Here is an 18,643-nt window from a genome sequence, read left to right as displayed (position 1 = left end):
ATTTTAAACCGCCTTGGCTATTTTGTGATTTGAATTTTCCAATTCTTTTTTCAAGAATCTTGCCGTATAACTTTTTTTGTCCTTTGCCACTTCTTCAGGAGTGCCTTTTGAAACAATCATACCTCCTCCACGGCCACCTTCATACCCGATATCTATGATGTAATCTACCATTTTAATCACATCCATATTATGTTCTATAATCAATATGGTATTTCCTTTGTCGACAAGTTGATTGAGTACTTCCATCAATACCCGTATGTCTTCAAAATGTAGTCCCGTTGTGGGTTCATCTAGGATGTAAAACGTATTTCCGGTATCGCGCTTGGAAAGCTCAGTAGCCAACTTGACCCGCTGTGCCTCACCACCGGATAAGGTTGTGGACTGCTGCCCTAAAGATATATAACCCAAACCAACATCTTTTATTGTTTTGAGTTTTCTGTGAATCTTGGGGATATTCTCAAAAAAATCCACGGCCTCATTTATGGTCATTTCCAAGACATCGGCAATGGATTTGCCCTTATATCGAATTTCGAGCGTTTCCCGATTGAATCGTTTTCCGTTGCAAGTTTCACACTCTACATAAACGTCGGGTAAAAAATTCATTTCAATGACCTTAAGTCCGCCCCCTTGACAAGTTTCACATCGCCCGCCTGCTACGTTGAAACTAAATCGACCGGGTTTATATCCACGAATGATAGCTTCTGTGGTCTTTGAAAACAATGAACGAATTTCACTGAAAACACCGGTATAGGTTGCAGGGTTAGAACGAGGGGTTCTCCCTATAGGAGACTGGTTAATATCAATTACTTTATCGATATGCTCAAGACCTTTGATTTTCTTGTAGGGCATTGGCTTTTTTACGCCATTAAAGTAATAGGCATTCATAATAGGGTAGAGGGTCTCATTGATTAGTGTGGACTTGCCACTTCCCGAAACTCCGGTTACTCCAATAAGTTGCCCCAAAGGAAATTCTACCGTTACATTTTTCAAATTGTTTCCCGTGCAACCAGATAGTACAATCTTTTTACCGTTTCCTTTTCTTCGATTTGGGGGTACTGGAATTTCCAGCTCTCCAGAAATATATTTGGCCGTAAGCGTATTATGGTCCTTAAGATTTTCAGGTTTGCCTTCCGAAATTATTTCTCCACCATGTTTACCTGCTTTTGGACCAATATCTATCACGTGGTCCGCGTGTTCAATCATATCTCGGTCATGCTCTACTACTATTACCGAGTTTCCAATATCCCGGAGGGATTCCAAAGAATTTATCAAACGCTCATTGTCCCTTTGATGTAAACCAATACTAGGTTCATCTAAAATGTATAGTACCCCAACCAGTTGCGAGCCTATTTGAGTAGCCAAACGTATGCGTTGCGCCTCTCCTCCGGATAGGGACTTGGAACTTCGGTTCAAGGAAAGATAATCCAATCCTACATCCAATAAGAACTGGATTCTGGTTTTGATTTCTTTGATGATTTCCTCAGCAATAATTTTTTGATTACCATCTAAAGAACCGTCCAACTGTTTGAAGAAGTCTGCAAGTTCAGCAATATCCAAATGTGCCAGTTCTGCAATATTCTTTTCTCCTATCTTGAAGTATAAAGATTCTTTACGAAGTCTTGCTCCATGGCAACTCGGACATTGTACCTTGTCCATGTATTCCTTGGCCCATCTTTTAATGGAAGTTGAATTCGCTTCCTCAAATTGGGTTTTGATGAAATTGGAAATGCCTTCGTAGTCAATTTTGTATTGCCGCTTTATCCCAAGTGTTTTGGAATCAACCTCAAAGCTATCTTTTCCACCAAGCAGTACAACCTCCAAGGCTTCGGGAGGGATATTTTCAATTGGGTCCGTTAATTCAAATCCGTAGCGTTGTGCAATGGTTTCCAGTTGTTTAAAGGCCCACGATTTTTTGTATTCACCCAATGGAGCGATACCCCCAGCTTGTATGGATAGTTTTTTATTGGGAAATATCTTTTCTTCATTAACCTCGTAAATGTGCCCTAATCCGTTACAGGTTGGACACATGCCCTTTGGTGAATTAAATGAAAACGTATTGGGCTCGGGAGTTGGATACGAAATACCCGTAGAAGGGCACATCAAATCCCTGCTAAAGTATCTTGGTATAGTTTCACCTTCTTCCAAAATCATCAATACATTATTGCCACTGTACATAGCTGTGTTGATGGTCTCTGATAGACGTTTATGAAAATCCTCGTTTTCACCTACTTTAAGCCTGTCGATTACGATTTCGATATCGTGGGTCTTGTAACGGTCTACTTTCATACCTTTTACAATATCCAAAATCTCACCATCAACCCTTACCTTAACAAAACCTTGTTTGGCAATTTGCTCAAAAAGTTCTCTATAGTGCCCTTTTCTCGATTTAATAACAGGAGCTAATACATTGATTCTTTTATCTGCGTATGAAGCGATAATCAAATCCTTGATTTGCTCATCACTATAGCTCACCATTTTTTCACCCGTATTGTAACTATATGCCTCTCCTGCGCGTGCAAAGAGCAATCGCAAGAAATCATAAACCTCAGTAATTGTGCCTACTGTGGAACGAGGCGATTTTGAGGTGGTTTTTTGCTCAATGGCTATAACGGGGGAGAGACCATCAATTTTATCTACATCCGGTCGTTCCAATCCGCCTAAAAATTGACGGGCATAGGCAGAAAAAGTTTCAATATAACGCCTCTGTCCCTCTGCGTAAATGGTATCAAAAGCAAGAGAAGATTTCCCACTACCAGAGAGCCCTGTAATCACTACCAGCTTTTCTCTGGGGATGGTTACATCTATATTTTTCAGGTTATGGACCCTAGCCCCCTTAACCTCAATATGTTCTTCATATTCAATCATAGCAAAGCTTCAAAAATAGGGATTTGGCAGTTAAAAAGGAAGTTGACTTATGTTTCGTTTTTGTAAATTATGGCATTACTTTAATTAACCACTGGAAACGTATGTTGAAATCCCAAAAACTAGTCATTGGCACCATTATTACTTGTTTTATATTTTCATGCAATGGTATTTATAGTCAGGAAAAAACCAAGGTAATTGTTGATGCGGATACAGGTAATGAAGTAGATGATATATTCGCTTTGGCCCGGATTATCATGGAGCCTTCCATTGAGATTACTGCCTTGAACGCTGCACATTGGCAAACCAGCTTATGGGCGATTCCCAATACTATGGAAAATAGCCATCGTCTGAATCAGCAACTGTTGGGAGAAATGGATGCCACTGTAAAAACTCTTCGTGGAGCAAATGCACGGATGTATGATTGGGGTGATAGGGCACAGCATTCTGCAGCTGCTTATGAGATTATTGCCCAAGCGGAGGATACTGAGCAATTGAATGTTTTGGCTTTAGGCGCTTTGACCAACTTAGCCTCAGCAGTATATATTAAACCTGAAATAGCTAAAAAAATAACAGTGTATTGGTTGGGAACAACCATGGACTTCAATACTGGTGTACTAAAACGGAACGATTTTAATCCTCTGATGGACCCCTTTGCTTTGGATATGTTACTTGACTCGGATGTTGAGTTAGTGATTATGCCAATTAACGTTGCAGTGGATATGGAGATTAAGTATGATGACCTTGAGAAAGCCATTGGCAGTCTAGATTTGGGTAAATATCTTCTCAAAAGATGGGACAATCATTTAGACGGCTCACGTAAATCTAGAATACTTTGGGATTTAGCTTTGGTAAGTGCATTTATTAAACCAAACTTGGCCCATACCATAAAAATCAAAACATCCCGAGATAGTGGAGACCGTGAGATTAGTTTTTATGATTCTCTAGATGGCAAAGCAATCTATCAAGATTTTTACAAAACGCTATTGGCATTTTCTAAGGAGTAAATTACTTTTGGTTAAAAGACGCTTCAGCAAAAATTGATTTGAAATATTCATTCACATAAATTCATATGAAATTATTAGGTATTGGTTCGCGAATTGAACATGCGGACTATGGTAAAGGAGTGGTGACAAATGTATCATCCAAACATTATTGGGTAACTTTTTTAGAAAATGGTCTGGAAACCATTGATTTAGATGAAGATTTTGAAGTGATTGAAGCGGTAGAGGACGAGGTCGATACGGTCAGCTATTTTGATGTGGAACGTTCTCTTGTAAAGATTCTGGAAAAATGGAGCGATACCCATGAAAAAGTAGCCATTGCGGACAAATGGAAAGGGGGTAAATTGATTTTGGAGCCGGGAGGCGATTTGGCTCCCAAAGAAATGCCCATAGATACTTTCTTCCATAAAATTGTTATGGTACGCGACCGCATCCGAGTTATGGAACAGAAGATAAACAGCAGTAAAAATTTGGATGATCAGGAAAAAATAGATTTGCAGCAATATATTACCAGAATCTATGGGAGTTTGACTTCATTTAATGTTCTTTTTAAGAACAAAAGTGATCAAATGGTGGGTGAGCGCTCGAAGTAATTGAACATTTACAAATAGTTAAAAAATAACTCTAGAACAGCACCTAGGATAAAACTTCCCAAAGCATTTAAAAAACTTATTCTACCTGTTCCAAAAGTATTGGAGAAGGCAATCCAAAGAGCGATTAGGGCACAGACCACAAAAATAATTGTCGCATAAATGGGAACCAAACTTGTAAAAAGTCCAGTGAAATTGAAAAAAGGGTCCAATAGCGCCGTAAAAGCGAAAAGCGCTAAAGCAAAATTGGTTTTTTTGTGACCCACAAACAGATAATACCCTGCAACAAGTAGCTCTATACTAATAGCCAACGGTCCAAATTGATTATAAGTGCCAATTCTAAAATAAGAACCTATTTCCGTGGGGAATTGAATCTTGGAGTGGAAATAAAATCCCAATATCATAGCGATTAATAGAAAAATGGCAGCAACGATTCTTTGAGTCTTCATAAAACCTAGGAAAGATAAGATTCTTTGGGAAAGAATGGCAAAAGTAACAATCAGAATAGTTTGAATTTGGGTTATAAAAGCATGTATTAATCAACTATGGATTAGCTACAAGGACAAATCAAACGTTGAAATACTATTCTTTTTTGGAAAAGAATATGGATTGCTATGGAAAGAGAGTTATCCCTTAGTCACGTGTAGGGCCCATGTATCATTATTCTTGATTAAGTTTCTTAGGGCATGTTTAATAATCCATTTACGTTCTTTACCCGCATCTACAGACCATGTTTCTAGAACACTTTTTCCTACTTCGGGATTATCTTTGAGAATATCATTCATACAGTTGGCAACCGATTTTTGTACGTATTTGCTTGAATCGTCCTTTAGATTTTCCAAAATAGGTATGATTGGTGTTGGATCTTTACTAAAAGCATCCAGTTTATTGGCCCATGGTAGCCGAGGTCTAATGCCTTCGCTGCTTAAACGCCTTACGTGCTTGTTGCGGTCTTTGGACCATTTTAAAAGAGTGGTCAATGTCCGGTCTTGGTAATTTTCCAGAAACGGTCGAATAGTATATTCACCAGTGTTACGTTTTGTAATCTCATAAATTGCTTGCATGGAAGTATCAAAATATTCCAAACCATATTTTTCAACATACTTGGCCAAAGGCATAATCCAGTAAAACTCTTTGAACATACCCGTTTCTTTTTCATTCTCAGGGCCAAGAATTTTCATGAAGTGTGAAATATCTTCTTCATAATTGCCACTGAGATTCTGCTTTAATGCATCGGCTATGTATTCAACCCTATCCTTTAGTTCCAATTCTCCAATACCCTGAGCTATAAAGTCTATAAATGCATTTTTGTTGATAGCCACATTGTTTTCCAAAAACTTATTGGCCAACAATTCAGCCAACTCTTCATCAAACCAAAGTTTAAGTTGTTTATAAGCCATATAACCGTGTTAAGCAGTTTCCTTCTTTTCGGAAAGATACTTCCAATATCGCTTGGGTACGTGTTGGGTGTGTAGCTTTTTATTGATTCGGGATTTGATATTCGTGCTTTTGAAGTAATCGTTCCAAAGTGTTTGGTAATCGTACTCTTCGTTCAAAAAGGCATCGCTCTTATGTATTTTATTAAAATGAATTTCATTTAGGTTGAGAGACACTAGCTCAACACCTTTTAGATTGTAAAAAAGGCCATATTTCCTTTTTACATCGTAAATGAGCCATTGTTGGTCTGCATACCGATTTCGAAAATGCTTTGAGATCAGTGGTAACACGTTAAAGTCGGGTTCAATGTTGGCAAAGTAAATATCATCTTTAGTCAGCTGAAATCGCACAAACGCCTCCATTCTGTGTTTTTCTCTTCCCACAGAACGTGCCAATTGACTAATACGCAACATGGTATCATCGGAAAAGTCAAGATGCTTGTTACTTTTTGTTCCCATCAATTTTTGAATATATCGGAACAATACAATTTCAATACCTTCCATTTCACTTAAGTAAGCAAAGTAGATATTTGAAATTGCAGCATGACTTTTGTTACGTACTCCGTTCCAAACACGTTTTGCCTTCTCTACATTGGTAAAAATGGTTTCATTTTCTGAAAAAAGACCACTCTGTCCCTTGTTATTGGTTTGAATATCTGCCACATTTAACCTTTCTTCAAAAGCGGTAAATACTGCAGTAAGAAATCCATTAAAACTGCCATCGTAAATTAAGGTTGTTGACTTTTCCATGATGTATTTTTTTAAGACCATTCAAAACGTATCTGATAAACCCTAAGCTATAGGTCGCAGACTTCTTCAAAATGATGGGTGTTGTTTTTTATTATATGCTTTAGCCTATTCAATGATTTTCTTGCATTGCTTCTGAATTTGATATACTCATAACCCAAACCCAGAATTGCCTCTCTTTTTTGTTCCAAGTATCTTTTCTTTCCTGTTACTTTTTCCATAGTGTTTGTTTTTCAATTGAATAATGCCAATTGTTGACTATATTGTTTCCTAAATTTTCCTTTCGAATTTTGGAGAATCATTCCTTTTATTCGCTCGGCGTCCAAATCTCTTCGTTCCCAACTTTTGGAATCACATACCAAAAAATATTGGGCACGATTAAGGGCCACACCCATTTTCTTGAGATGCTCCCAGTTCAATTTTCTAAACTGTCTAGCTTTTAAAATCTTCCCCACCGAAAGCATACCCAAACCAGGAACGCGAGCCAACATGTGTTTATTTGCTTTATTGATATCAACAGGGAAGTGTTGAAGATTGCGAAGAGCCCATGACAATTTGGGATCAACATCCATATCCAAATTAGGATGGTCATTATTCAAAATCTCATTAACAGCAAAACCATAAAATCGTAGCAGCCAATCTGTTTGATACAATCTATTTTCTCGCAACATGGGAACCTGTGAACCGATGGACGGAAGGCGGTCATCTTTGGCCACGGGCACATATCCTGAATAGTATACCCTCTTCATATGGTATTTTTTGTAGTAAAAGGTTGCTGAATACATTACGTCCTTGTCCGTTTCATCAGTAGCGCCAACAATCATCTGGGTACTCTGCCCTGCAGGGGCATATTTGGGCGTACTTTTGATGATTTTCCTTTCATTTTTGTAACGAAGTAGCTCGTTTTTGACCTTGAGCATTGGTTTAGTGAAGTCTTCATGTTTTTTATCCGGGGCCAATAGTTTAAGGCCCGAAATTGTTGGTACTTCGATATTTACGGATAACCTGTCAGCATAAAGTCCTGCTTGGTACATCAGTTCGTCACTTGCCCCGGGAATGGACTTTAGATGAATGTATCCATTAAAATTTTCTTCCTCACGAAGCTTTTTAGCCACAGCTATCAAACGCTCCATGGTATAGTCTGGATTTTTAAAAATCCCGGAACTTAAAAACAAGCCTTCTATATAATTTCTGCGATAAAAGTTGATGGTCAAATCAACCACTTCTTGAATCTTGAAGGCCGCTCTCTTCACATCATTGCTTTTGCGAGTCACACAATAAGCACAATCATAGATGCAATAGTTGGTTAAAAGAATCTTGAGAAGGGAAACACATCTTCCATCCTCAGTGTAGCTGTGGCAAATTCCCATTCCCGTAGAATTCCCCAAACCGTTTTTGGAATTCTTCCTTGTACTCCCGCTACTGGCACATGAAACGTCGTATTTGGCAGCGTCCGCAAGGATATTCAGCTTTTCTCTAATTCTCTCAAAGTTCATATCAGCATGTAATTAATCCAAAATTATGGAAATATTCCTAAAAATGGAAATAATCCAAATATTTTTTGGAAATAATCCAAATTCCGTATATTTGGACATCATGGAAAATGAAATTAGTTTAAAGCGGTTCACTGATATTCGTAGAGATTTGGGCCATACACAGGCGGAGTTTGCCAAATTGCTGGGGATTTCCAATACTACAGCTGATATTGAAAGAGGAAGAACCAAATTATCCGGTAGGGTAGTGGCTGAACTGTTGAAACAATTTAAAATAAATCCGTTATGGCTTTTCGGTGAAAGTGATGAAAAGTATTTGGAAACCTCACGGACCAGTGTAATCCCTAAAGTAGTGACCGTAGACACCTCAGATAGAGATAACATGGTTTTGGTGAATGCAAAGGCGGCAGCAGGTTATCCCCAGAACATACAGGATACAAGTTGGTATCAGCAATTACCGGCTTTTGATTTACCAATTCCAGAATTCCGAAATGCTACGTATCGGGGGTTTCAAGTTGAAGGAGATAGCATGTTGCCCAATTTAAGACCGGGTGAATGGGTTTTGGCAAGGGCAATAGAACATATTGACCATGTAAGTGCTAATAAAATGTATGTTGTGGTTCTTCAGGATTCGGTAATGGTGAAGAAAATTGAAAAACGACCCAATTCTAACAATATAACTCTGGTTTCTCTGAACGAAACGTATCCTGCTTATGATATCAAGCCTTTTCAGATTCAGGAAATATGGGAAGTTAGTAGTAAGCTCACTTTTAATGTGGATGCTACCACAGAAACTGGATTATTGAGGCAACTACAACAATCTATGGAGGAACTTAAACGTCAAATGGGTCAGGGCAAAGGATAATTAGTTATAACCTTTGACATCTCCCATACTTAAGTTTACGGGTCCAAGTTTGTGTGATTTTGGCAGGTAAGCCCCACTTTTTGTAACCAGCCATTCATCCCAAGATGCTTCAAGGCCCCCAATAGGGATTATATCGACCCACATTTTATAGGCTACAGGAAATCCATTTTCGTTTAAAATCCAAAGATAACTATCCCCAGGAGTGGTGCCACCAGAATGATAGGTAACCAAAAGACCTGCATTTCCATCTTTCAATGTAACCAAGGAACGTTCGGTTCCTGTATCAAAAACCTTATAAGGGGCAACCAACCAAAAGGAATCATTATTGAAGTTTTTCAAAGCCTTATCAATTAGCTTTTGTTTTTTGCTAGATTGAACCGGGGCTTTTTCCGTGTAGGCTTTGCTGCTTTTAGGGTCGTTTAAGTTCAATTCGACGCGGACTTCATCCCACTTTACAGTAACAAATCCGTTGCGTTTATCCCAAACATATTGATTTGCACCACCACGGTAGGACCATTCTAAAAATCGTGTGTTTTGGTACGCTTCTTCATTTAAGGCTTTGAGCATTTTATGAGCTAATTCTTCCGCTTGCGGACCCGTAGTGCCTTCCGACAGTTCTTCGTTGGCGGACCATGCAAAAACAATCAGTACAAGAATCCCAAATACGAAAAGGAAACCTAAAACCTTAAGAAACTTTTTCATGAGCTATTTTTGATTTAATAATCTCAGCCAAAACCACTGCTGCCTCAGTTTTGTTTCTAAACCATAGCTCGGGTTCAAAGATTTCCAATTCGGCGAGGGCCCAATTTCCATCATTGTCCCTAAAAATATCTACCCTGGCGTAGGTTGGCAATTCTGGGCAGGCTTCAACTACCTTTTTTGCAAATTCTATTTCTTCGAAAGATGGTTGGTATTCGTGAACACTTCCTCCATAATCATCCTGTACCCTAAAATCACCTGGCTTTGCAATCTTTAAAACGGCATGGGAATATACCCCATCAAAAAGCACAAGTGACATTTCTCCTTCAGATACAATGTTCTTTTGGAATTCTTGGAGCATCATGGCTTCTTCAGCAATTAGCTTTTGAAATATGGGTTCAAGTTCATCAGCCTTATCCGCTTCAAATCTATAGGTGTGCCTAGCAGCACCAGCAATACATGGTTTTAAGATAAATTCGCTACTGCGGGATACAAACTGTTCCTTTGCTTGTTGAATAGCTTCTTCTAGGGTTAATTTGGATGCCTTTTCAATAAAGAGGGTTTTCGGAATATTGATTCCTTTTGATGCCAGGTTTCGTAAATAGTGCTTATCAATATTCCATTGAATTAATGGTCCACTGTTAATAAATTGCGTCTTTTTTTTGGTCTTTTGGAACCAATCAAAAAACTCATCAAAACGGTCAAAATAGTCCCACGTAGCACGAAAAAGAGCAAATTGGGAAGACTCCCAATCAAATTCTGGGTCGTCCCAAGCTTTTCGAGTGACGGACAATCCTATTTTTTCGAGTGCCTCTATAATCAACTGGTCTTCCAAGATGACATTGGAAACATAAATATTGTCTTTATCTGGTTGTAGATAGCGAGAATCTGTAAGGATAGTTACATCATATTTCATAGTACAGTCTAAAATCCAATGGCAGTATCATCTCCCCGTTTATCTGCACCACCTTCCAATCTTCCATCTGAAAGCACCCGAATGGCATCTACCTTACCAATGATTGGGGTTCTTCCTTCTAAAATCTTATACCCTTTGGACTCTAATTGTGATTTTAAATCCACCGAAAATCCCTCTTCTTCAAAAGTTACCATATCGGGTAGCCATTGGTGGTGAAAACGAGGTGCATTTACGGCATCCTGCATGCTCAAATTGAATTCATAAACGTTCAATATCGTCTGGACCACTGCTGTAATAATCGTGGAGCCTCCAGGGGTTCCAACCACCATATATAACTCTCCATCCTTTTCTACAATGGTAGGGGTCATACTGCTCAACATACGTTTCTCTGCGGCAATACTGTTAGCTTCAGCTCCAATCAAACCAAACATATTGGGCACACCAGGCTTAGAACTGAAATCATCCATTTCGTTGTTCAAAAAAATACCGAGCTCAGTACAGTATAACTTTGAACCATAGCCACCGTTTAGCGTTGTGGTGGCCGAGATGGCATTTCCGTCGGCATCCACAATGGAGTAATGCGTGGTCTCTCTACTTTCAACAATATCCACCATACCATGGGATACCGCCGAGGATAAGGTGGCCTTGTCAAATGAAAAATCGGCCATTCTTTTTGTTAGGTAGGAATCGCTTAAAAGCACATCAAGCGGAATATCTACAAAATCTGGGTCTCCCAAAAAATAATTTCGGTCGGCATAGGCCCTCCTAGACGCTTCCGTAAAAAGCTGAACTGTTTTTAAGGAATTGTGCCCATATGAAGACACATTATAAGGTTCCATCATCTTAAGAATCTGATTAATGGTTACACCACCGCTACTTGGGGGGCTCATGGAAATCACCTTCAAATCCTTATAATTGAATACGATGGGTTGTCTCCATTTGGCTTCGTATTTGGCTAAATCTTCTTCAGTAACGAAACCACCTCTTTCTTGAATGAATGTGGCTAGTTTTTGTGCAACTTCTCCTTTGTAAAACCCATCTTTTCCCTTTTCCACAATACTTTCCAAGGTATTGGCCAGTTCAGGATACTTTATGGTATCTCCCATTTTAAAACCTGATGCAAATTTTGTGCTATCTCCATTTACTTCGATAAAACGTTCCTTATAACTATCCAGTCGTTTGGCTTGCTTTTCGGTAACTATAACCCCTCTTTTTGCCAACGCTATAACTGGTTGAAGAATTTCTTTTAGAGGAAGAGCCCCAAATTTTTCATGAACTTGCATAACGCCGGCTACGGTACCTGGAACACCCACCGCTGTCGCTCCCATAGTGCTCATATTGGGTATAACATTGCCCAGGGAATCAAGATACATGTCCTTATGTGCGGATAAGGGAGCTTTTTCCCTATAATCCAATCCTCCAACTTCACCATTGTCTTTTCTATAGACCATGAAACCTCCTCCACCAAGGTTACCTGCAAAAGGATAGGCTACCGCCAACGCCATCTCAGTGGCCACCATTGCATCAAAAGCGTTACCTCCTTTTTGCATAATATCAGAACCAATTCGTGAAGCTTCCTCACGTGCGGATACCACCATCGCTTGTTTAGTGATTAGTCCGGTGGGGGAAGCTGATGGTTTTTTGCATTGGTAACATAAGCAAAGGATGAATAGGAGAAGTACGGTTTTTTTCATAGGTCATTTAGTTTTAGTCGGGAAAAGGTAATTAATTCTTCAAAAAAATCTGTGAATTCCTTTTCGAAGGCTTTATAGTTTTCTTTAAGGTCCATAATTGCGAAATTCATCTTGGAACGATTCTGTGTTCTACGGTTCATACCGTTCAATACATTGGAAATTCCATCCAGATTTGCATAATTAAACAACCAATTATCAGCTACCATGTAGGGCATCATGCGTTGTGTGGCTAGGGGAAGAACCTCAAAATTTTCTTTAAGCAAATCATAAAAGTTCGATACATATTCCTCCAGAGGAGTAGAGGAGTAGGTAGTCCAGTTTTTTGCTAGGAAATGGTCATAAAAAATATCCACAATCACCCTGCTGTAATGGCTATAGTTTTTATGGAGACGTTTACTGCTTTGTTTTGGAATGGGATGGGAATCTGTAAAAGTGTCTATTTCTCTATGCAGTAAAATACCTTTTTGGATTTTTTCAGGAAAGTGTTTGAACTTGTTTCCTTTAATATGGTCGGCAAAAAAATTTCCTAAGGTTATTTCCGGGTCATCAAAGGAGAGATATATATGGGCCAAAAAGTTCACGCAGTAATTCTGTTTTCTGTTGAAATTTACAAATAAGAAACCTTGGAAAGAATATAGGCGATTATATTTGCTAAAATTTTTCACAATATGACATTGATTAAATCCATTTCAGGAATTAGAGGAACCATTGGGGGCAGTACTGGAGATAACCTAACACCCATAGATGCGGTAAAGTTTGCCGCTGCATACGGGACCTGGTTAAAAGAGTATTCCAATAAAAAGGATTTAACAGTTGTCATAGGTAGGGATGCACGTCTTTCTGGGGAAATGATTCAAAATCTTGTGGTATCCACCATAATAGGCTTAGGGATTGACGTAGTTGATTTAGGACTGTCCACAACGCCCACTGTTGAAATTGCCGTACCTCTTGAAAAAGCCGATGGTGGTATAATACTAACGGCAAGTCATAATCCAAAACAATGGAATGCTCTTAAGCTATTAAATGAAAAAGGAGAATTTTTGGATGGAGATCAGGGTAAAAAGATTTTGGAAATTGCCGAAGATGAGGCCTTTGATTTTTCTGAGGTAGATGTTTTGGGGACTATCACAACAAATGATTCCTACATTGATATTCACATAGATGAAGTTCTAAAGTTAGATTTAGTAGATGCTGATGTCATCAAAAAAGCAGGTTTTAAAGTGGTGGTTGATGGAGTAAACTCAACAGGAGGTATTGCCATTCCTAAGCTCTTGGACGCACTTGGCGTGGAGAACATAAAACTATATTGTGAACCTACAGGGCATTTCCCGCATAATCCTGAGCCGCTTAAAGAACATCTTCAAGATATTTGTGAATTGGTGGTTAAAGAGCAAGCTGATTTTGGAATTGTGGTAGATCCGGATGTAGACCGTTTGGCCTTTATAAGCAATGATGGGGAAATGTTTGGTGAGGAATATACTTTGGTCGCCTGTGCCGATTATGTGCTGGGCAAAACAAAGGGCAATACAGTTTCTAATCTTTCCTCCTCAAGAGCATTGCGGGATGTGACGGAAAAGCATGGAGGAACCTACGAAGCAGCAGCTGTAGGCGAAGTGAATGTGGTCACCAAAATGAAAGCCAATACGGCAATAATTGGTGGAGAAGGAAATGGCGGCATTATTTATCCGGCAAGCCATTATGGACGGGACGCTCTGGTAGGTACCGCTTTGTTTTTGATGTTAATGGCAGAAAAGGGAGGAACTGTTGCCGAACTACGCGCTAGCTACCCAAGTTATTTTATGAGCAAGAAAAAGATTCAATTGACACCCGAATTGGACGTAGATGCTTTGCTCGTAGCTATGCATGAGAAGTATCAAAATGAAAAAGTATCGACCATTGATGGAGTCAAGATTGACTTTGCTGAAAACTGGGTGCATCTTAGAAAATCCAATACAGAGCCAATAATCCGAATTTATACCGAGGCAAAAAGTCAAGAAGCTGCGGATGACCTAGCAGACCGGATTATAGAAGAAATCAAGGAAATAGCAGGTATTTAATCCATGTGTCCTAAAAAAGAAAGCCCGGAGAATACCGGGCTAACTTACTATATAAAGAATGGTGTTATTTATCGTTTATCAGCTACAAGTTCATCCGATTCCCAGACACCTTCCTGAATCACAGTTCCTTCGGAGTTAAAAATTGTTCCTTTTCCATTTTTTGCATTGGCCTTCCATTTTCCACTCCATTTTGTGCCGTCAGCTTTTATGAAAGAACCTTTTCCATGCCTTTGATGTTTTTTGAAAGCACCTTCGTATCTACTTCCATCAGGCCATTTATATGTTCCTTTTCCTTGGATGTTCTGCCCGGCAAGACTTCCTGAATATTCAGAACCATCAAACCATTTGATATTACCTTTTACATATCTGCCTCCTGCCAGTTCCACATCAAAAGAAGCTCCTTCAATTTTAAATTTGTACCAACCATTGGATAACGTCTTTAGAGAAGAATCGTATGGAATACGATTGAACTCCTGAGCGTTCATATGTTGCAGTATTCCAAAAAATATAAGACTGGCCAGCAAAAATTTTCTTTTCATAGCAATTTTTTTCTCCTTCGTCGTATGAAAAACGTAATACCTTACTTTAAGGTTGAAAAAACTAGTTTTCCATAGTCCATTCAAGAATAGATTTCTTAACCAATTCTTCTTGGGTCCAAACTATAAAGTGATTTTCATTTTCCAAGGTAATCACCTTTAAGCTATCCACATTTTTGAAGTTTTTCTCCATAAAGGAAACATTGCTGTATGGTACCAACTTGTCTTTCTTACCATGAATAATTAGAGTCTTGGACTCGAGGCGATTTAGATGGGGTTCCATCTCTTTGAGTTCGTTTTTGAGCAACCAAAGCTCATCATTCGAAGGTTTGAGTGCACCCGGAACCAAATATTTTAAGGGTATCCAAGTTAAGGGAATACGCCATTTTTCAGGTTTTTCGGCCTTGGGGTCTAAGGCTCCTGCCAAAATCACTAAATTGTTATAATTGGGAAAATCCAAAGCCATCTTTACGATTAAAGGACCTCCATAAGAATGTCCAATCAAAGTAATCGGTCTTCCATTATCGACTTTTTTAAAAAGTTGATTCAATATGGTTGATTGTTCGGTCAAGGATGCGCTCCGTCTAAAGTCGCTCTTGCCAAAACCCGGACGGTCAGCAGCAATAATTCGAAACCTAGATGTGAGGGTAGAATCTACCAAATAGTTCTTGTAGGCATCCCAGCTTCCTGGTGACCCATGAAGAAAGGCTAGAGTAGGAGCATCCAGTTTTCCAGTCTGGATATAGTGTACTTTTTTACCCTCAATTTCCACGACCTTGGAAATGTATTCTATGTTTTTTTTCTTAAAAAAAGTTTGAGTCTTTTTGGTAGAGGTACGCATGGTCATACATGAGTTGGCGAACAATAGGTACCCACCTGTGAACATGAGTATTAAATATCGTTTTTTGAAACGTTTAAGGGTTGGTTTGGACATTATCTACAGGTTTAAAAGCTTCAGGCACCTTATCCCTATGCTTCCAACGTTTGTGGGTCCAAAAATAATATTGAGGGGCCTCAATGATTGATTTTTCAGTTTCTGACAAGAAAATCTCTGTGATTTTATAGTTTGGTAAATCTTTAGGTTTGTCAGATATTTTTATGAATGTTGCCTCATAAAACCCCCGTTTTACTTTTCTAACCTTTAAATGAAGCGGTGCAAGATCATATTGCTTAGCCAATTCTTCTCCTCCAATATGAACAGGTACCATGATGTCCATAAATTTGCTCCAATGTCTTGCCCTACTTGCCATTGGCGATTGGTCACTTATTATTCCAAGCGAAAACAATTCCCCGGAGGCCTTGGCATTTTTTGTAATTTTTCTACTTTCACTGGTTACGATAAGGGTAGTACCAAATTTACTTCGTATATCTCTAACCAATTTGTCAAAATACCTATTCCCAATTTTTTGATAAATGCCATACCCTTTTGATTTGATTTGAGAATTAAGGCTAAAAACCCATTCCCAACTTGCATAATGAGGAAGCATGATCATTGTATTCTTGCCTTCATTTTCCAATTGGTGATAAAGCTCAATGTTGGTAAAACGATATCTTCTTTCTGCTTCTTTGGTAGAAATCCCCATAGTTTTAATCATTTCCAAAAACATATCGCACATATGCTGGTAAAATTTTTTCTCGATATCCAACCGCTCTTTGATATCTTTTTCAGGAAATACTAATAATATGTTACTGCGCACTACCTTTTTTCGATAACCAATAACGTAGTACAATAGGAAGAAAACGCCATCCGATAGCGCGTACAGAAGTTTAAATGGAAGTCTGGAAACCAGCCATAGTAGGGGGTAAGCTATTATAAAAACCAAAAATTGCATGAATGATTCTTATGGGCAAATATAGCTATATTTGAACCCAAACCTTACTTTATGTACAATTTACATATGGCCACCATAGCCATTATTGCAGCCAATGTTTTGGTGTCCCTTAGAGGGTTCAATGATACGACTTTTTTTGAGCGCTATAAGTTTAGCATCGGAGGTGTAAAAGCAGGTCAACGTGAGAGAACTGTTACTTCCGGATTTCTGCATGTGGACATATCCCATTTGTTTTTTAATATGTTCACCCTGTACTTTTTTGCCAATACCGTTATTGGATGGTTTGGGGCATTTAAGTTTTTGATTGTCTATTTTGCTAGCTTGTTGGGGGGCAGTCTTCTTGCACTGTTCTTTCATAAAGATGAACCCTTTTATAGTGCAGTAGGGGCCAGTGGGGCGGTTACAGGTGTGTTATATGCTGCGATTCTACTAAATCCAGACATGCAGTTGGGCATTATGTTTATTCCTATTCCTTTGCCAGCATACGTTTTGGGAATTGCGTATTTGTTGTATTCCATTTATGGTATGAAAAGTAGATTGGGAAATATAGGCCATAGCGCCCATTTTGGTGGAGCCATTGCAGGGTATGCAGTTACACTTTTGTTTAAACCCGAGCTATTGGTCACTGAAACTTTGATTGTTATTTTACTTGCAATTCCAATAGTTATTCTTTTCGCTTTGGAAAAAACGGGTAAAATCTAAAAAATAAAAAACCCAGAATATTACCCGGGTTTCGTAGAGTTCTATTTGTTTTATATTTTAATTCAAAAGTTCAGCTACTTTCTGTTCCAGGGCGGGGCCTCGCAAATCTTTTGCAACAATTACCCCATTTTCATCCAACAGAAACGCTGCAGGTATTGCATTAATGTTATACAGTTGTGCTATGGGGTCTTGAAAACGCTTCAAATTGGAGATATGGTTCCACTCCAAACCATCCGCTTCAATAGCTTTGTTCCAGTCTTCGGCTCTAGCATCCAAAGAGACTCCAACAATATTCAAACCCTTATCATGATATTTTTTATAAACGGATACAATGTTTGGATTTTCAGCCCGACAAGGACGGCACCAAGCGGCCCAAAAATCAACTAAAGTCACTTTTCCTTTAACATCGCTCAACGCCAATAATTCACCTTCCGGAGTAGGAGCGGAGAAATTGGGTGCTACACTTCCAATATCAGTATTTTTTAATTTATCCAACTGCTCTTTCAGACTTTCTCCAGGTTCTGAAGCTTTTATCTCTGGAGTAAGGGCATCATATATTTGTTGGATTTCTTCATTGGGCAAAGCCTTACTAAAAAGAAGATTCCCCAAGATTAAAGCCGAAATCAAAGCATCTGGATTTTCCTTAGCAAAATCAATATTAAAGCTTTTTACATCATCCTGAAGCTCAACATACTCCTCCCTAAGAGAAGCCACAGTTGCTGTATCCTGTGCCTGCGCAGCTTGATTCATATCACGTTGCATGGAACGTGCCCTTTCTGCCATTTTTCTGGATTCACCCAAAAACTTCATAAAAAGTTCGTTCTGCGGAGTTCCCTTCAATTGGGCATAGTTTAAACTATCCTTTTGAAATTTCAAGTCTATATCTCCGTTTTCTAAAAACAAAGGAATATTACCTCTATTTGATTCTAAAAAGATGTAGTACAATTTAGGACTGTCTTGTTTTCCAGTGAAGCTAAAAATACCGTTTTCTACCGTTGTGGTATCGATATCTTGCAGTTGGTTCAAGGAATCCGTGGTCTTCAAGAAAACCTTGGTTCCGTTTTCCAGTTCCCCACTGACCTTGGCATTTATAACAAAACCTTCAGGTTTTGAACTACAGGCTGCCAAAAAGGCCAAAATCAACGCTATGGAAGCAATTTTTTTCATTGAAATGATTTTAAGGTGCTAAGGTATTCATAAGTTGTCTCAT

General features: G+C 38.8%; 19 protein-coding genes. 5 read left to right on the top strand and 14 right to left on the bottom strand.

Annotated features, from left to right (window positions below; all coding sequences use genetic code 11):
* Window positions 1-3: 3 nt before the first annotated feature.
* Complete coding sequence (gene uvrA / locus ACOKFD_RS03770; protein WP_422860036.1) at window positions 4-2,865, bottom strand: excinuclease ABC subunit UvrA; 2,862 nt, start codon at window positions 2,863-2,865, stop codon at window positions 4-6.
* A 23-nt stretch (window positions 2,866-2,888) separates the two neighbouring features.
* Here uvrA and ACOKFD_RS03765 point away from each other — a divergent pair, with 23 nt between their 5' ends.
* Window positions 2,889-3,869 carry a nucleoside hydrolase gene (locus ACOKFD_RS03765; RefSeq protein WP_422860035.1) on the top strand — a complete coding sequence of 327 codons (981 nt, stop codon included), beginning with the start codon at window positions 2,889-2,891 and terminating at the stop codon, window positions 3,867-3,869.
* Between the two features lie 65 nt (window positions 3,870-3,934).
* Window positions 3,935-4,459, top strand: coding sequence for a hypothetical protein (locus tag ACOKFD_RS03760; protein ID WP_422860034.1), 525 nt, complete (start codon window positions 3,935-3,937; stop codon window positions 4,457-4,459).
* A gap of 8 nt (window positions 4,460-4,467) precedes the next feature.
* On the opposite strand, the gene ACOKFD_RS03755 is transcribed toward ACOKFD_RS03760, so the two are convergent.
* The 5 genes from ACOKFD_RS03755 to ACOKFD_RS03735 all read right to left on the bottom strand — a co-directional run bounded on the left by ACOKFD_RS03755 (window position 4,468) and on the right by ACOKFD_RS03735 (window position 8,135).
* On the bottom strand, window positions 4,468-4,905 hold the full coding sequence (locus tag ACOKFD_RS03755) for a hypothetical protein (protein WP_422860033.1): 438 nt from the start codon (window positions 4,903-4,905) through the stop codon (window positions 4,468-4,470).
* A gap of 177 nt (window positions 4,906-5,082) precedes the next feature.
* Window positions 5,083-5,856 carry a DNA alkylation repair protein gene (locus ACOKFD_RS03750; RefSeq protein ID WP_422860032.1) on the bottom strand — a complete coding sequence of 258 codons (774 nt, stop codon included), beginning with the start codon at window positions 5,854-5,856 and terminating at the stop codon, window positions 5,083-5,085.
* Window positions 5,857-5,865: 9 nt separating this feature from the next.
* Window positions 5,866-6,642 (bottom strand): TIGR03915 family putative DNA repair protein, encoded by a 777-nt coding sequence (locus tag ACOKFD_RS03745; protein ID WP_422860031.1) that lies wholly within the window; start codon window positions 6,640-6,642, stop codon window positions 5,866-5,868.
* 47 nt (window positions 6,643-6,689) lie between these two features.
* Window positions 6,690-6,860 (bottom strand): hypothetical protein, encoded by a 171-nt coding sequence (locus ACOKFD_RS03740; protein WP_422860030.1) that lies wholly within the window; start codon window positions 6,858-6,860, stop codon window positions 6,690-6,692.
* Window positions 6,861-6,872: 12 nt separating this feature from the next.
* A complete protein-coding gene (locus ACOKFD_RS03735; protein WP_422860029.1) occupies window positions 6,873-8,135 on the bottom strand; it encodes a putative DNA modification/repair radical SAM protein in 1,263 nt (420 codons plus the stop codon).
* Window positions 8,136-8,235: 100 nt separating this feature from the next.
* Between ACOKFD_RS03735 and ACOKFD_RS03730 the strand changes: the two genes are divergently transcribed.
* Window positions 8,236-8,997 (top strand): LexA family transcriptional regulator, encoded by a 762-nt coding sequence (locus tag ACOKFD_RS03730; RefSeq protein WP_298999782.1) that lies wholly within the window; start codon window positions 8,236-8,238, stop codon window positions 8,995-8,997.
* Here the strand turns inward: ACOKFD_RS03730 and ACOKFD_RS03725 are convergent, their stop codons facing one another.
* From ACOKFD_RS03725 to ACOKFD_RS03710, 4 genes are read right to left on the bottom strand one after another with little or no spacing between them, the layout of a single operon-like run.
* Window positions 8,998-9,699, bottom strand: a complete 702-nt coding sequence (locus ACOKFD_RS03725) for a hypothetical protein (protein WP_422860028.1) — start codon at window positions 9,697-9,699, stop codon at window positions 8,998-9,000.
* Window positions 9,683-10,612: an ATP-grasp domain-containing protein gene (locus ACOKFD_RS03720; protein WP_422860027.1), complete on the bottom strand. Its 930-nt coding sequence runs from the start codon at window positions 10,610-10,612 to the stop codon at window positions 9,683-9,685. Before ACOKFD_RS03720 ends, ACOKFD_RS03725 begins: the two co-directional genes overlap by 17 nt.
* Before the next feature lie 8 nt (window positions 10,613-10,620).
* Complete coding sequence (gene ggt / locus ACOKFD_RS03715; protein ID WP_422860026.1) at window positions 10,621-12,306, bottom strand: gamma-glutamyltransferase; 1,686 nt, start codon at window positions 12,304-12,306, stop codon at window positions 10,621-10,623.
* Window positions 12,303-12,887: an acyl carrier protein phosphodiesterase gene (locus ACOKFD_RS03710; RefSeq protein ID WP_298998932.1), complete on the bottom strand. Its 585-nt coding sequence runs from the start codon at window positions 12,885-12,887 to the stop codon at window positions 12,303-12,305. Before ACOKFD_RS03710 ends, ggt begins: the two co-directional genes overlap by 4 nt.
* A gap of 87 nt (window positions 12,888-12,974) precedes the next feature.
* Between ACOKFD_RS03710 and glmM the strand changes: the two genes are divergently transcribed.
* Complete coding sequence (glmM, locus tag ACOKFD_RS03705) at window positions 12,975-14,363, top strand: phosphoglucosamine mutase (protein WP_422860025.1); 1,389 nt, start codon at window positions 12,975-12,977, stop codon at window positions 14,361-14,363.
* Between the two features lie 68 nt (window positions 14,364-14,431).
* On the opposite strand, the gene ACOKFD_RS03700 is transcribed toward glmM, so the two are convergent.
* The 3 genes from ACOKFD_RS03700 to ACOKFD_RS03690 all read right to left on the bottom strand — a co-directional run bounded on the left by ACOKFD_RS03700 (window position 14,432) and on the right by ACOKFD_RS03690 (window position 16,731).
* Window positions 14,432-14,902 (bottom strand): hypothetical protein, encoded by a 471-nt coding sequence (locus ACOKFD_RS03700; protein ID WP_422860024.1) that lies wholly within the window; start codon window positions 14,900-14,902, stop codon window positions 14,432-14,434.
* A gap of 61 nt (window positions 14,903-14,963) precedes the next feature.
* Window positions 14,964-15,833, bottom strand: coding sequence for an alpha/beta fold hydrolase (locus ACOKFD_RS03695; protein ID WP_422860023.1), 870 nt, complete (start codon window positions 15,831-15,833; stop codon window positions 14,964-14,966).
* Window positions 15,814-16,731 (bottom strand): lysophospholipid acyltransferase family protein, encoded by a 918-nt coding sequence (locus tag ACOKFD_RS03690; protein WP_422860022.1) that lies wholly within the window; start codon window positions 16,729-16,731, stop codon window positions 15,814-15,816. Before ACOKFD_RS03690 ends, ACOKFD_RS03695 begins: the two co-directional genes overlap by 20 nt.
* Before the next feature lie 51 nt (window positions 16,732-16,782).
* On the opposite strand from ACOKFD_RS03690, the gene ACOKFD_RS03685 reads away from it, so the two are divergent.
* The gene (locus ACOKFD_RS03685) at window positions 16,783-17,433 is read left to right on the top strand and encodes a rhomboid family intramembrane serine protease (RefSeq protein ID WP_422860021.1); all 651 of its coding nucleotides are present in this window, start codon (window positions 16,783-16,785) and stop codon (window positions 17,431-17,433) included.
* A gap of 57 nt (window positions 17,434-17,490) precedes the next feature.
* Here the strand turns inward: ACOKFD_RS03685 and ACOKFD_RS03680 are convergent, their stop codons facing one another.
* Window positions 17,491-18,600 (bottom strand): DUF4369 domain-containing protein, encoded by a 1,110-nt coding sequence (locus ACOKFD_RS03680; protein ID WP_422860020.1) that lies wholly within the window; start codon window positions 18,598-18,600, stop codon window positions 17,491-17,493.
* Window positions 18,601-18,643 lie beyond the last annotated feature (43 nt).

Source organism: Flagellimonas ulvae (assembly GCF_049333175.1).
GTDB lineage: Bacteria > Bacteroidota > Bacteroidia > Flavobacteriales > Flavobacteriaceae > Flagellimonas.
Note: the sequence above shows the minus strand (reverse complement) of the source record. Positions and strands in the feature narration are given on the sequence as shown.

Bases quoted from the DNA above. Each gene is read 5' to 3' on its own strand.
- uvrA (WP_422860036.1), bottom strand. From the start codon at position 2,865: ATGATTGAATATGAAGAACATATTGAGGTTAAGGGGGCTAGGGTCCAT.
- ACOKFD_RS03760 (WP_422860034.1), top strand. From the start codon at position 3,935: ATGAAATTATTAGGTATTGGTTCGCGAATTGAACATGCGGACTATGGT.
- ACOKFD_RS03755 (WP_422860033.1), bottom strand. From the start codon at position 4,905: ATGAAGACTCAAAGAATCGTTGCTGCCATTTTTCTATTAATCGCTATG.
- ACOKFD_RS03750 (WP_422860032.1), bottom strand. From the start codon at position 5,856: ATGGCTTATAAACAACTTAAACTTTGGTTTGATGAAGAGTTGGCTGAA.
- ACOKFD_RS03745 (WP_422860031.1), bottom strand. From the start codon at position 6,642: ATGGAAAAGTCAACAACCTTAATTTACGATGGCAGTTTTAATGGATTT.
- ACOKFD_RS03740 (WP_422860030.1), bottom strand. From the start codon at position 6,860: ATGGAAAAAGTAACAGGAAAGAAAAGATACTTGGAACAAAAAAGAGAG.
- ACOKFD_RS03735 (WP_422860029.1), bottom strand. From the start codon at position 8,135: ATGAACTTTGAGAGAATTAGAGAAAAGCTGAATATCCTTGCGGACGCT.
- ACOKFD_RS03730 (WP_298999782.1), top strand. From the start codon at position 8,236: ATGGAAAATGAAATTAGTTTAAAGCGGTTCACTGATATTCGTAGAGAT.
- ACOKFD_RS03725 (WP_422860028.1), bottom strand. From the start codon at position 9,699: ATGAAAAAGTTTCTTAAGGTTTTAGGTTTCCTTTTCGTATTTGGGATT.
- ACOKFD_RS03720 (WP_422860027.1), bottom strand. From the start codon at position 10,612: ATGAAATATGATGTAACTATCCTTACAGATTCTCGCTATCTACAACCA.
- ggt (WP_422860026.1), bottom strand. From the start codon at position 12,306: ATGAAAAAAACCGTACTTCTCCTATTCATCCTTTGCTTATGTTACCAA.
- glmM (WP_422860025.1), top strand. From the start codon at position 12,975: ATGACATTGATTAAATCCATTTCAGGAATTAGAGGAACCATTGGGGGC.
- ACOKFD_RS03700 (WP_422860024.1), bottom strand. From the start codon at position 14,902: ATGAAAAGAAAATTTTTGCTGGCCAGTCTTATATTTTTTGGAATACTG.
- ACOKFD_RS03695 (WP_422860023.1), bottom strand. From the start codon at position 15,833: ATGTCCAAACCAACCCTTAAACGTTTCAAAAAACGATATTTAATACTC.
- ACOKFD_RS03690 (WP_422860022.1), bottom strand. From the start codon at position 16,731: ATGCAATTTTTGGTTTTTATAATAGCTTACCCCCTACTATGGCTGGTT.
- ACOKFD_RS03685 (WP_422860021.1), top strand. From the start codon at position 16,783: ATGTACAATTTACATATGGCCACCATAGCCATTATTGCAGCCAATGTT.
- ACOKFD_RS03680 (WP_422860020.1), bottom strand. From the start codon at position 18,600: ATGAAAAAAATTGCTTCCATAGCGTTGATTTTGGCCTTTTTGGCAGCC.